The following is a 12566-nucleotide window of genomic DNA, read 5'->3' on the forward strand; positions in this document are numbered from 1 at the left end:
ATGGGCCTGCGGCGCGAGGCGTGTGTCGGTTTGGCACACGCGGCGCGATGGCCGGCACGAGGCGTGGTCGGGTTGGCGCGCGAAGCGTGCCACAGGTGGCTGGTCGCGGTCGCCCGGCCGTGGGAGGTCCGGCAAGGCATGCCAGGCTGCTCGGTCGCGGGGTCCTGACATGGTCCAGGTCGCGCACGGGCGTGGAATGGCTGGCCGATCGCCTGACGGCGGGCTGGTCTGGCCGGGGTGCGGTGGGTGGGGGCGCGGAAATTGGGGTTGGATTTGTTTTGCGGTGATGTCGAATGGCGTGGGGTGCGTTCGTAGCCAGGGTGAGAGGCCGGCGACGGGTCGGTCAATGCTCATCGGAGGCTCCACCATGTCCGTCATCACCGTCACCCCCACCAAGTCCCTGATCACCAGTGGCCTCGTCGCGACCGCCGGAGCCGGTGCCGCTACCTCGGTCGTCGCCGCCGTAGGGGCGTTCGCCGGGATCAGCCTCGCGGTTGGCGGGGTGCCGATTCCGGTGTCCGGGTTCGGCGTGCTGACCGTCGTCTTCTCCCTGGTGGGCCTGGCACTGGCACTGGTGCTGGCCCGCTGGGCACGCCGTCCCCGCACGATGTTCGTACGCGTCACGATGGTGCTCACCGCGCTGTCTCTGGTGCCGGATGTGCTTGCGGACGCGGCCACGTCCACGAAGATGCTGCTGATGCTGACCCACGTGGTCGCCGCCGCGATCGTGATCCCGGCGATCGCGCGCCGCCTGTCCGCCTGAACCCCGGAGGAGTCCAGTCGTGAAGAAGTACCTGCTCGCCGTTCAGTACGACGAGAGCACGCCGTGGCCGGCAGAGGACGACCTGCGGGACCAGCAGGCCCGCACCGACCAGGTCACCGCCGACATGCGGGCCGCCGGGTCATGGGTGTTCACGGGCGGCCTGCTGCCCTCGCACGCCACCACGGTGGTGCGTCCCGGCAACGGCACGATCACGATGACCGACGGCCCTTATGCCGAGACGAAGGAACAGCTCGGCGGGTTCTGGGTGATCGAGTGTGACAACCTGGACGAGGCTCTGGCATGGGCCGAGAGGTGCGCACTGGCCTGCGGGTTCCCGATCGAGGTACGCCCGTTCGAAGACGCGCAGTGGAGATAATTCCCGATAAATCCGGACCACGACCATCAGCGGAGTTGGTTCCCGACAGATCGGGATCACGGCCAGAGGTGGCGATGGTCTCGGAGAGGTCGGGATCACGGCCAGAGGTGGCGATGGTCTCGGAGAGGTCGGGATCACGGCCAGAGGTGGCGATGGTCTCGGAGAGGTCGGGATCGCGACCAGCGATGGCAACGGTTCCGGATAGGTCGGGATCACGACCAGTAGCGGGGATGATTCCGGATAAATCCGGATACGACCAGCAGTAGTGAGGATGAGCCTGGATGGATCTGGACGGCGTCTACCGGGCCGAGTACGGCCGGTGTGTGGCCACGCTCACGCGCATGCTCGGTGACATCGGGCTGGCCGAGGAGGCGGTGCAGGACGCGTTCGCGGTGGCCGTCCAGAAGTGGGAGGAGGCGCTGCCGCCCAACCCCGGCGCGTGGATCGTGACCACCGCCCGCAACCGTGCGATCGACCGCCTGCGCAGGGAGTCCACCCGCCAGTCCCGCCACGCGCAGGCGCTGCTGCTGCACCAGCCCGACGACCCGCAGGAGGTGGGACCGGTGCGCGACGACCAGCTACGCATGATCTTCACCTGCTGCCACCCGGCGCTGTCACCGCTCGCGCAGACCGCGCTCACCCTGCGCCTGCTCGGCGGCCTGGAGGTGGCCGAGATCGCACGCGCCTACCTGGTGCCGGAGGCGACGATCTCCCAGCGGATCGTCCGCGCGAAGAAGAAGATCCGCGACGCCAACATCCCCTACCGGGTCCCCGGCGCCGCCGAACTCCCCGACCGCCTGGCCTCGGTGCTGACCGTCCTCTACCTGGTCTTCAACGAGGGCTACGCCTCCACCTCAGGCGAACTCCTGCGCACGGACCTGTGCCTGGAAGCCGTCCGCCTGACCAGGGAACTCGCCGAGTTGATGCCCGACGAGCCGGAGGTAGTGGGCCTGCTGGCCCTGCTCCTCCTCACCGAGGCCCGCCGCCCCGCCCGCGTGGGCCCCCAGGGCGAACTGGTGGTCCTGTCCGACCAGGACCGCTCACTCTGGAACCGCGACCTGATAGCGGAAGGCCACGATCTGGTACGGCGCTGCCTACGCCGAGCCCAGCCAGGCCCGTACCAGATCCAGGCGGCGATCAACGCGGTCCACACCGACGGCGAGAAAACAGACTGGACCCAGGTACTGGCCCTGTACGACCAGTTGCTGAGGCACACCCCAAGCCCCATTGTCGCCCTGAACCGAGCTGTGGCGGTGGCGGAGGTCCAGGGCCCGGCAGAAGCCCTGGCCATCGTCAACAACCTGGACATCCCGGGCTACCACCTCCTCTGGGCAACCCGCGCCGACCTCCTCACCCGCCTGAACCGCAAAGCCGAGGCGGCAGCCGCCTACGACGAGGCCATAACCCTGGCCACCAACGACACAGAACGCACCTTCCTAAAATCTCGAAGAGCCCACCTAACAGAAACCCCTGAGTAGCCCGGGGCAACCAGGCCAGAACACCCGAGGGCGTGGCCAGCGGGGTCCTCGGCAGTGGGTAAGGGCGGAGTCGTAGCGGCGAGAACCCCGTGAGCCTTCACGGCCGGCGCTCGACGGTCGCGCGCCCACGACGGCGAGGCGGGCAACCAGGCGCCAGCCGTAACCCCAAAACGGCCGCAAGCCCACAAGCGGCCGCAAGCCCACAAGCGGCCGCAACGCCACAAGCGGCGGCAACCCTACAAGCGGCCGCAACCCCAAAGAACGGAAGACAGAAGACAGCTAAGTCGGGTCGGCGTCGAAGGGGGCGAGGAGGGTGCGGAGGAGGGAGGAGAGGGTGCGTTGGTTGGGCTCGTCGAGGCCGGCGAGGAGGTCGTGTTCGCGGCGCAGCAGGTCGGAGAACGCCGAGTCCACCCGCTGCAGCCCCGTGTCCGTCAGCGACACCAGCACCCCGCGCCGATCCTCGGGATCAGGCCGCCGCCGCACCAGGCCCGCCTGCGCAAGGCGGTCGATACGGTTGGTCATCGTGCCGGATGTCACCAAAGTTGCCCGCAACAGGGCGCCGGGGGACAGTTCATAGGGTTTGCCCGCCCGCCGCAACGCCGTCAGCACGTCGAACTCCCACGGTTCGAGGTCGTGCTCGGCAAAGGCGGCCCGGCGGGCCCGGTCGAGGTGCTTGGCTAGGCGGGAGACGCGCGAGAGCACCTGAAGGGGTTCGACGTCGAGGTCGGGCCGCTCGGTCCGCCAGGCGGCGACCAGCCGGTCCACCTCGTCAAGGGACTCGTGCGCATCCGTCATGGATGCAGTCTACTGTCTTGACATCGAGATACATGTCTCGATATCAAATATCTCTATGTCGAGAGATATCTGGGACCCGTCAACGTACGAACGCTACGCCGACGAGCGGTCGCGCCCGTTCTTCGAGTTGACCGCCAGAATCCAGGCCGACGCACCCCAGTATGTCGTGGATGCCGGGTGCGGTACCGGCGAGCTCACCATGTCGCTGTCCGAACGCTGGCCCGGCGCGACGGTCGAGGGGTTCGACTCCTCGCCCGCGATGGTCGCCAAGGCCCGCGAGACCGGCGGCAGGTTCACCGTGGCCGACGTCACCCTGTGGCGCCCCGACCGCCCGGTGGACGTCCTGGTCTCCAACGCCGTCCTGCAGTGGGTGCCCACCCACCGCGACCTGCTCGGACACTGGGTCGACGCGCTCGCCCAGGACGGCTGGCTGGCCTTCCAGGTGCCGGGCAACTTCGACGCGCCCAGCCACGTGCTGATCCGCGAGCTGTGCCGCAGCGACACCTGGCGCGACAAGCTCGGCGAGTTCGACCGCGGCTCGCCGGTGTCGACCCCGCTGGAGTACGCGGAACTGCTCAGCTCCATGGGCACCCGCGTCGACGCCTGGGAGACCACCTACGTCCAACTCCTCCAGGGCGAGGACGCCGTGCTCACCTGGGTCTCGGGCACCGCCCTGCGACCCGTGCTCGACCGCCTCAACCCCGGCGAGCAGACCGCCTTCAAACGCGACCTCAAGAAGCTCTTCGACACGGCATATCCCAGCAAGGAGTACGGCACCGCCTTCCCCTTCCGCCGCATCTTCGTGGTGGCCCACAAGGAGCGCACATGAGGCTCACCGGCATGCACCACGTCCAGCTCGCCGCGCCCGAGGGCAGCGAGCCGCGGCTCAGGGAGTTCTATGCCGGTTTCCTCGGCCTCACCGAGGTGCCGAAGCCGCCGGAACTGGCCAAACGCGGCGGCGCCTGGTTCCGCGGCGACGGCGTGGAGGTGCACCTCGGCATCGAGGAGGACTTCCGCCCGGCCAGGAAGGCCCATCCCGCGTTCCTGGTGGACGAACTGCCCGAGGGCGAGGCGGACCTGCTCTTTCCCGGATACCGCCGCGTCTACGTGACGGACCCCGTGGGGAACAGAATCGAGCTCCTGCAGGCCGTGTGCAGTTAACCTTGCGGTGGCATGATGTTCCGAAATCGGACACTTGCGAGGTGCTGTGGGCATCGAGATCGAAGACAAGTTCGACGTCGCCGACGACTACACCGTGCCGGATCTGAGCAAGATCGGTGACGTGGCCGGACCGAAGAGCCATCAGCTCGTGGCGCTCTACTACGACACGCCCGATCTGCGCCTGGCCGCTCGCGGGGTCACGTTGCGGCGCAGGCGAGGCGGCTCCGACCCCGGGTGGCACCTGAAACTCCCCAAGGCCAAGGGCGCGCGTCAGGAGATCACGCACCCGCTGACGCGCAGCACCAAGGTCGTGCCGGCGCCGCTGGAGAACCTGGTGCGGGCCTTCACCAGGGGCGCGGAGCTGGTGCCGGTCGCCGAGCTGGACACCCGCCGGAACGTCACCGTCATCTCCGGCGACGGCACCCCGCTGGTGGAGATCGCCGACGACCGGGTCAAGGGCACGGTCTTCGGCGCCGAGCAGCGGGTGGAGCGGTGGCGCGAGGTCGAGGCGGAACTGCTCGAAGGAGGCGACGAGGCCCTCCTCGCCAAGGTGGGCAAACGGCTCGTGAAGGCGGGCGCCACGCCGTCGGAGTCGTCCAGCAAGCTCGCCCGGCTGCTCGACCGTCCGCCCCGCCCGGCCGGGCCCGCCAAGGCGGGCACCGCGGGCGAGGTCGTCATGGACTACCTCGACAGCCAGGTCAGCGCGCTGCTGTCGCAGGATCCCAGGGTACGGCGGGCCGAGGAAGACGCCGTTCACCAGGCTCGCGTGGCCGCCAGGCGCATGCGCAGCGCGCTGAAGGCGTTCAAGAGCATCATCACCGGCACCGACCACGTCCAGGACGAGCTGCGCTGGCTGGGAACGGTCCTGGGCGAGGCCCGCGACCTTGAGGTGACCAGGGCCAGGTTCGCCCGCCACCTGGAGTCGCTGGCCCCCGGCCTGATCCACGGCCCCATCCAGGAGCGCCTGAGCGACGACCTGCACAAGCGCGAGCAGGACTCCTACAACCGGATCAGGGAGGCGCTGAGCAGCGACCGCTACTACACGCTGCTCGAAGACCTGGACCGGCTCCTGGCCGAGCCCGAACTGGCCAAGCCCGCGGGCAAACCGGCCGAGGCGACGCTCCAGGGCGTGGCGGCCAAGAACTGGAAGCGGGTCACCGACGCCTACGACGAGGCGCAGGCCATCGAGGACGAGGAACGCCGCGAGATCGCCATGCACGACGTGCGCAAGGCGGCCAAGCGCGCCCGCTACACGGCCGAGGCGCTCGGGATGAAGAAGCTGGCCAAGCACGCGGAAGCCGTACAGGAGGTGCTGGGGCAGTATCAGGACGGGGTGGTCGCGCAGGAGACGCTCGCCAAGGAGGCCGAGAGCGCGCGGCAGGCGGGCGAGGACACCTTCACCTACGGCCTGCTCATCGGCATCGAGAAGACCACGGCCGAGCGTGCGCACGCCGAGTTCCCGGCGGTCTGGGAGAAGACGGTGGAGGCTGTTAGAAAGATCCTATGAGTGAGCTCCCCGTCATCCCGTTCGAGCGCACCAATCCACTGGACGTCCCGGCCGCCTACCGCGAGCTGCGGCTGAAGCACGGCATAGCCAAGGTCAGAAGCCGGACCGGCGACGAGGTCTGGCTGGTCAGCGGCTACGAGGACGCCCGCAGACTGTTCGCCGAGCCGCGGCTCGGACGCTCGCACCCCGAGCCGGAGAAGGCGCCGCGCGTCTCCGGCTCGGCGCTGCTGGGCGGCCCGCAGGGCGAGTACGCGAGCGAGAAGGCCGACCACGAGCGGATGCGGCGACTGTTCCAGCCTTCGTTCTCCGCCCGCCGGATGAAGGCGCTGGCCGAGCACGTCGGAACACTGGTCGACGAGCGCCTGGACCATCTGGCCGGCCTGACCCCGCCCGTCGACCTGCACGCCGAGCTGTCCTTCCCGCTGCCGGTGCTGGTGATCTGCCAGTTGCTCGGCGTGCCGTTCGAGGACAGGGGCTACTTCGGCGAGGTCTCCGTCCGCATGGGCGACGTCGAGGACGTGGCCAGGGGCGAGGCGGCACGTGCCGAGATGGGCGCGTACATGGCCGGGCTGATCGACAGGAAGCGCCGCGAGCCGGGCGAGGACGTGCTGACCGACCTGGCCGGCGTCATCGACGACGACGGCACGATCGCCCGGCTGGCCGGCGGCCTGCTGTTCGCCGGCCACGAGACGACCGTCGGCCGCATCGACTACGGCGTGCTGCTCCTGCTGGAGCGTCCCGACCAGCTCGCCGAGCTGGAGGCCGACCCGTCGCTGGCGCCCGCCGCGGTCGAGGAGATCCTGCGCATGGCCGTGCCCAGCCTGCACGGCATCCCGCGCTACGCCCGCGAGGACATCGAGTACGGCGGGCTGACCATCCGCAAGGGTGAGGCGGTGCTGCTGTCCACCGACGCCGCCAACCGGGACGAACGGGTCTTCCCCGACCCCGACGTCTTCGACCTGCACCGCAGACCCGGCGACCCGCACCTCGGCTTCGGGTACGGCCCGAGGTTCTGCCTCGGCGCCACCCTGGCCAGGGTCGAGCTGGAGGCGGTCTTCAGCCGGCTCTTCCAGCGCTTCGCGGGCCTGCGCCTCGCCGTGCCGCTGCACGATCTCGAGGTGAACACCGGCCGGCTGACCCAGGGCTTCGCGAAGCTGCCCGTCACGTGGAATAGCGTTCGACGCTGACCGTCGTGGTGCCCACGCGGTGCAGGACGGCGAAGGCGCCCTTGCGCAGGTGGACGTCGACGCCGCTGAGCGACGAGATCAGGTGCGGCAGCACCTTCCCGTGGCTGCACACGGCGGCGGGCACGGTGATGCCGTTCACCAGCGCGGGCGTCTTGTCGGCGTCCTGCTGGCGCTCGCTGAGCAGCGGATCGGTGGTGATGTCGGTGGAGTACGCCTCCATCGTCTGCACGCAGCGCAGGCTCGGCGAGCTGAGCAGCGTCTCGGGGCGGTAGGCGGGCAGCACCTGGGCGATCGTGGCCGCCTGCACCCAGCCTTCCGCGTCCAGCGGGCGCAGGTCGTCGTCGCCCTTCCACCGCTGCCGGGATCCGGCGGCGCCGTGCCGTACCAGGATGAGGGGGACGGTGCGCAGGGGGACGGCGGTCAGCGCGTGCAGCAGGCCGCCGTCCCAGGAGTAAGTGAGCCGGGCGCGAGCTTCGGCGACCGGCACCCACTCCAGGGCGTCGACCTCGTCGTTCGGTACGAACGGCGCCTCGTCGGCCACCTGGGCGGCCCAGTAGTCGACCCGCTTGAGCCGGCCCTTGAACAGGTAGTGGATCGGCGGCAGGGCCCGGCCCAGGCGCGCGGTGATGCCGGTCTCCTCGCGCACCTCGCGCACCGCGGCGGCGATCATGTGCTCGCCGGTCTTCAGCTTGCCCTTGGGGAAGGTCCAGTCGTTGTAACGGTCTCGGTGGATCAGCGCCACCTCGGGGTCGTGGGGGTCGCCTCGCCAGACCACCGCTCCGGCGGCCCGGAAGATCTCAGTCATCAACGGTTCTCCAGCGGCGGGTGCCGATGAGGTGGGTCTGCAGGTCCTCGCCCTGGTGCCGCACCCAGGTGCCGTCGGACGTCAGCCACCAGGCGTTGGTGGTGTCGGCCATGGCCAGGTCCATCAGCTCGATGAGGTACGCCTTGTGCTGCTGGCCGGTCACCTTGACCAGGGCCTCGACCCTGCGGTCCAGGTTGCGGCGCATGAGGTCGGCGCTGCCCACCCACACCTCGGGGCGGCGGCCGAGCCCGAACTCGTAGACCCGTGAGTGCTCCAGGAAACGGCCGAGGATGGAGCGTACGCGGATGTTCTCCGACAGGTCGGGGATTCCCGGGCGAAGGATGCAGATGCCGCGTACCCAGAGGTCCACCGGCACGCCCGCGCGCGAGGCCCGGTACAGGGCGTCGATGAGGGGCTCGTCGACCAGCGAGTTCGTCTTGATCCGGATCCTGGCGGGGCGCCCGGCCTGCTGGTGGGCGATCTCCCGCTCGATCCTGGCCAGCAGGCCGCCGCGCAGCGAGTGCGGGGCGACCAGCAGGCGCCGGTAGGCGGAGTGGTTGGAGTAGCCGGTCAGGTGGATGAACAGGTCGGTGACGTCCTCGCCGACCAGCGGGTCGGAGGTCAGCAGGCCGAAGTCCTCGTACTGCCTGGCGGTCTTGGGGTTGTAGTTGCCGGTGCCGATGTGGCAGTAGCGGCGCAGCTCTCCGGACGGCTCCTGCCGTACGACGAGGGCGAGTTTGCAGTGGGTCTTCAGGCCCACGACGCCGTAGACGACGTGGCAGCCGGCGCGCTCCAGCTTGCGGGCCCAGGAGATGTTGGCGTGCTCGTCGAAGCGGGCCTTGATCTCCACGACCACGACGACCTGCTTGCCGGCTTCGGCCGCCTCGATGAGCGCGTCCACGATCGGGGAGTCGCCGCTGGTGCGGTAGAGGGTCTGCTTGATCGCCAGTACGCGCGGGTCGGTCGCCGCCTCCTCGATGAAGCGCTGCACGCTGGTGGCGAAGGAGTCGTAGGGGTGGTGCAGGAGCACGTCGCGCTCGCGCAGCACGGCGAAGACGTCGTCATCGGCGTGTACGGCTTCCGCCGGCACGAACGGCCGGTAGCTGAGCTCGCCCCGGTCCAGGTCGGCGATGGCGTGCAGACCGGTCAGGTCGAGCGGCCCGGCGACCCGGTAGATCTCGTGCGGCGCGACGCCCAGCTCCTCGACGAGCAGGTCGAGCACCTCGGCGGTGATCGTGTCCTCGACCTCCAGCCGGACCGGCGGGCCGAAGCGCCGCTTGAGCAGTTCCTTCTCCAGCGCCTTCATGAGGTTCTCGGTGACGTCCTCGTCCACGTCGAGATCCTCGTTGCGGGTGACGCGGAAGACGTGGTGCTGGACGATCTCCATGCCCTTGAACAACTGGCCGAGATGGGCCGCGATCACATCCTCAAGGGGGACGAACCGATCCTTCGAGGCGGTGACGAACCTCGGCAACTGCGACGGGACCTTCACCCGGGCGAAGACCGTGTGGCCGTTCGTCGGGTTGCGCACCACGACGGCGAGGTTGAGGCTCAGGCCGGAGATGTAGGGAAAAGGGTGGGCGGGGTCCACCGCCAGCGGCGTGAGCACCGGGCGGATGCGTTCCCTGAACAGCTTGCGCAGCTCGGTGCGCTCCTCGCGGCCGAGGTCGTCCCAGCGGACGATCTCGATGCCCTCGCCGGCGAGCTGCGGGCTGATCCGCTCGTGGAAGACCGCCGCGTGCCGCTTGGCCAGGTCGCCGGCGACGCTGGCGATCCTGGCGAGCTCCTCGCGGGGCTTCAGCCCGCTCTTGGTCCGCAGCAGCAGGCCGGTGGCCATGCGTCGTTTGAGACCCGCCACCCGCACCCGGAAGAACTCGTCCAGGTTGCTCGCGAAGATCGCGAGGAAGCGCACCCGCTCCAGAAGGGGGAGCGAGTCGTCTTCGGCCAGTTCCAGCACCCGTTGGTTGAACTGGAGCCAGCTCTCCTCACGGTTGAGGAACCGCTCCTGGGGGAGGGGCAGGTCGTTTCCAGGTTGCAGCAGTTCCGCGGACATATGAGAAATATGCCCCCTTTGATTGAACAGAACGTTAACGACGTCTCAACGGCTTACTCAGACTGGTCCGGATGGCCCAGTTTCGCGGCACGTTCGGCCAGCCGCGCCTCGCGCTGGCGCAGCTTGTCCTCCTTCTCCTGAGCCTTCTCCGCTTCCTTGAGGAGCCGTTCACGCTCCTTGAGCTCGCGCAGCCTGGCCTTCTCCGCCTCCTTCAGCTCGCGCTGGCGGATCTTCTCGGCCTCCTTGGCCTCGCGCTCGCGCAGCTTCTCCAGCTCCCGCAGCTCCTTCTCGCTGGGCCGCGGCGGCGCGTGGGCCGCCAGTTCGGCGCCCTCGCGGGTGGCGGCGGTGATGCGCGGCTGCGGGTTGAGGCCGGTCAGGCCGTTCCAGGCCAGGTTGACCAGGTGCGCGGCCACCTCCTCGCGCCCCGGCCTGCGCACGTCGAGCCACCACTGGCCGGTGAGCGCCACCATGCCGACCAGCATCTGGGCGTACATGGGGGCGAGCTTGGGGTCGTAGCCGCGACCGGCGAACTCGTCGGCGAGCACGTCCTCCACCTGGCTGGCGATCTCGCTGATCAGGCTGGCGAACGTGCCCGTGCCCGAGGCGGCGTGGGAGTCGCGCACCAGGATGCGGAACCCCTCGCTGCTCTCCTCGATGTACTGCAGCAGGGCCAGTGCCGCGCGCTCCAGCTTGATCAGCGAGTGGGACGCCGCCAGGGCAGAGGTGATCATGCCGAGCAGCTTCTGCATCTCGCGGTCGACGACGACGGCGTAGACGCCTTCCTTGCCCCCGAAGTGCTCGTACACGACCGGCTTGGAGACCTGGGCCGTGGCCGCGATCTCCTCGATGGAGGTCCCGTCGAAGCCCTTCTCGGCGAAGAGCGTGCGGCTGATGCGGATCAGCTGCTCTCGGCGTTCCCGGCCTGACATGCGTCTGCGAGATCGGGGTTCGGTGGTCACATTCTCCATAATTGCAGTGCCCACCGACACAGCGGTCGCCTCAGGCAATGCGCTTCGCCGCCAGGCGCTCGGGGGTGGGCCAGCGTACGTCGTAGACCCAGCCGAGCTTCTCGAAGATCCGGATCAGGCCGGCGCTGAGGTCGATCTGCCCCTTGAGGGCGCCGTGACGGGCGCAGGTCGGGTCCGAATGGTGCAGGTTGTGCCACGACTCGCCGAAGGACGGGATCGCTAGCCACCACACGTTGCGGGACTTGTCGCGTACCTGGAACTCCTCCTCGCCGAACACGTGGCAGATGGAGTTGATGGACCAGGTGACGTGGTGCAGCAGGCCGATGCGGACCAGCGAGCCCCAGAACAGCGCGGTCAGCGCGCCCTGCCAGGACCAGGTGAGCAGGCCGCCGAGGATGCCGGGCAGGAAGATCGAGGTGATGGCCAGCGCCCCGAACCACTTGTGCAGCTTGACGACGTCCTCGTCCTTGACGAGGTCGGGGGCGTACTTCTCCCGGTTGGTCCGCTCGGCGTCGAACATCCAGCCCATGTGGGCGTAGAGCAGGCCCTTGGTCAGGGACTTGAAGCCGGGGCCGAAGCGCCAGGGGGAGTGCGGGTCGCCCTCCTTGTCGGAGAACTTGTGGTGCTTGCGGTGGGTGGCGACCCAGTCGAGCACCGACATCTCCAGCGACAGGCTGCCCGCGATGCCGAGCGCGATCTTGAGGGGGCGCTTGGCCTTGAAGGAGCCGTGGGTGAAGTAGCGGTGCAGGCCGACGGTGACGCCCAGGCCGGAGACGATGTAGAAGACGAAGGCGATCGCGATGTCGGTCCAGCCCAGCCCCCATCCCCACGCGAACGGCACCGCGGCCGCGATGGCGACCAGCGGCAGGCCGACCACCAGGCCGAAGGTGACGAGCTCGGCCTTGGTCCTGGGCTCCGGATCGGCGTCCGGCTTGGGACCGGGGGCGGAACGCTCGGCAAGAACGGTCATGGGCTGCCTCTCACGACGTGTATGGGGAGAATGTCCTGGCTACGCAAACGTAACCTACGCTCTCGTAAGTAAGGAAGCCCTAAGCCCGTTGATTTGCCTCCGTCTTTGCTGTCTCCCTTTACGGCAAGCCTGGTCACCCCCACCCGCCGCCGCGGGTTTCCGCCGATCGCGGGAGTCGCTTCTCACGTCGGACGTGGTCCCCGCCGCAACGGCCCACCTTGGCCGGCTTCCCCTGCCCGGATATCCGGGCGCGTAGTCCTCCCAGGGCTCGGTATCGTTAGGTGTGGAGATCGGACTCCCCGTGGTGTCCGGTTCAGTCCCGGATCGTCTAATCGGCAGGACAAGTGGTTTTGGTCCACTTTGTAGGGGTTCGAGTCCTCTTCCGGGAGCCGTGAACGTCGTCCCCCTGGGGAGACAGCTGGGACCGGGCAGGTATCCTCAGCGTGTCGGGAGGGTAGCGGTGCGGTAGCCGTACCAACAGCCCTGATCCGTCCAGCCACAGG

The 12566-nt window shown here is 69.0% G+C and carries 12 protein-coding genes and 1 tRNA gene; 8 read left to right on the top strand and 5 right to left on the bottom strand.

The features are described from left to right. The first annotated feature begins 367 nt into the window (after nt 1–367). The 3 genes from ACIBEJ_RS30910 to ACIBEJ_RS30920 all read left to right on the top strand — a co-directional run bounded on the left by ACIBEJ_RS30910 (nt 368) and on the right by ACIBEJ_RS30920 (nt 2617). On the top strand, nt 368–763 hold the full coding sequence (locus ACIBEJ_RS30910; protein WP_397186385.1) for a DUF6069 family protein: 396 nt from the start codon (nt 368–370) through the stop codon (nt 761–763). 19 nt (nt 764–782) lie between these two features. Further along, nucleotides 783–1139, top strand: coding sequence for a YciI family protein (locus ACIBEJ_RS30915; protein WP_397186386.1), 357 nt, complete (start codon nt 783–785; stop codon nt 1137–1139). Nucleotides 1140–1420: 281 nt separating this feature from the next. Then, complete coding sequence (locus ACIBEJ_RS30920; RefSeq protein ID WP_397186387.1) at nt 1421–2617, top strand: RNA polymerase sigma factor; 1197 nt, start codon at nt 1421–1423, stop codon at nt 2615–2617. A gap of 279 nt (nt 2618–2896) precedes the next feature. On the opposite strand, the gene ACIBEJ_RS30925 is transcribed toward ACIBEJ_RS30920, so the two are convergent. Further along, on the bottom strand, nt 2897–3412 hold the full coding sequence (locus ACIBEJ_RS30925) for a MarR family winged helix-turn-helix transcriptional regulator (protein ID WP_397186388.1): 516 nt from the start codon (nt 3410–3412) through the stop codon (nt 2897–2899). A gap of 55 nt (nt 3413–3467) precedes the next feature. Between ACIBEJ_RS30925 and ACIBEJ_RS30930 the strand changes: the two genes are divergently transcribed. From ACIBEJ_RS30930 to ACIBEJ_RS30945, 4 genes are read left to right on the top strand one after another with little or no spacing between them, the layout of a single operon-like run. After that, nucleotides 3468–4241, top strand: coding sequence for a trans-aconitate 2-methyltransferase (locus ACIBEJ_RS30930; RefSeq protein WP_397186389.1), 774 nt, complete (start codon nt 3468–3470; stop codon nt 4239–4241). Further along, the gene (locus ACIBEJ_RS30935; RefSeq protein WP_397186390.1) at nt 4238–4573 is read left to right on the top strand and encodes a glyoxalase; all 336 of its coding nucleotides are present in this window, start codon (nt 4238–4240) and stop codon (nt 4571–4573) included. Before ACIBEJ_RS30930 ends, ACIBEJ_RS30935 begins: the two co-directional genes overlap by 4 nt. A 46-nt stretch (nt 4574–4619) precedes the next feature. Next, nucleotides 4620–6080: a CHAD domain-containing protein gene (locus ACIBEJ_RS30940; RefSeq protein WP_397186391.1), complete on the top strand. Its 1461-nt coding sequence runs from the start codon at nt 4620–4622 to the stop codon at nt 6078–6080. Next, nucleotides 6077–7267 carry a cytochrome P450 gene (locus tag ACIBEJ_RS30945; RefSeq protein ID WP_397186392.1) on the top strand — a complete coding sequence of 397 codons (1191 nt, stop codon included), beginning with the start codon at nt 6077–6079 and terminating at the stop codon, nt 7265–7267. The genes ACIBEJ_RS30940 and ACIBEJ_RS30945 overlap by 4 nt, the downstream gene beginning before the upstream one ends. On the opposite strand, the gene ACIBEJ_RS30950 is transcribed toward ACIBEJ_RS30945, so the two are convergent. The 4 genes from ACIBEJ_RS30950 to ACIBEJ_RS30965 are packed head-to-tail and all read right to left on the bottom strand — an operon-like array spanning nt 7242 to nt 12063. Continuing rightward, nucleotides 7242–8072, bottom strand: coding sequence for an NUDIX domain-containing protein (locus tag ACIBEJ_RS30950; RefSeq protein WP_397186393.1), 831 nt, complete (start codon nt 8070–8072; stop codon nt 7242–7244). The genes ACIBEJ_RS30945 and ACIBEJ_RS30950 overlap by 26 nt on opposite strands. Continuing rightward, nucleotides 8065–10125 (bottom strand): RNA degradosome polyphosphate kinase, encoded by a 2061-nt coding sequence (locus ACIBEJ_RS30955; RefSeq protein ID WP_397186394.1) that lies wholly within the window; start codon nt 10123–10125, stop codon nt 8065–8067. Before ACIBEJ_RS30955 ends, ACIBEJ_RS30950 begins: the two co-directional genes overlap by 8 nt. Nucleotides 10126–10178: 53 nt before the next feature. Beyond that, on the bottom strand, nt 10179–11084 hold the full coding sequence (locus tag ACIBEJ_RS30960) for a TetR family transcriptional regulator (protein ID WP_397186395.1): 906 nt from the start codon (nt 11082–11084) through the stop codon (nt 10179–10181). Nucleotides 11085–11124: 40 nt separating this feature from the next. Continuing rightward, nucleotides 11125–12063: an acyl-CoA desaturase gene (locus ACIBEJ_RS30965; RefSeq protein ID WP_397186396.1), complete on the bottom strand. Its 939-nt coding sequence runs from the start codon at nt 12061–12063 to the stop codon at nt 11125–11127. A gap of 317 nt (nt 12064–12380) precedes the next feature. Between ACIBEJ_RS30965 and ACIBEJ_RS30970 the strand changes: the two genes are divergently transcribed. Continuing rightward, nucleotides 12381–12452: transfer RNA gene (locus tag ACIBEJ_RS30970), tRNA-Gln, on the top strand. Nucleotides 12453–12566 lie beyond the last annotated feature (114 nt).

This window comes from Nonomuraea sp. NPDC050790 (genome assembly GCF_044456745.1).
Lineage (GTDB): Bacteria > Actinomycetota > Actinomycetes > Streptosporangiales > Streptosporangiaceae > Nonomuraea.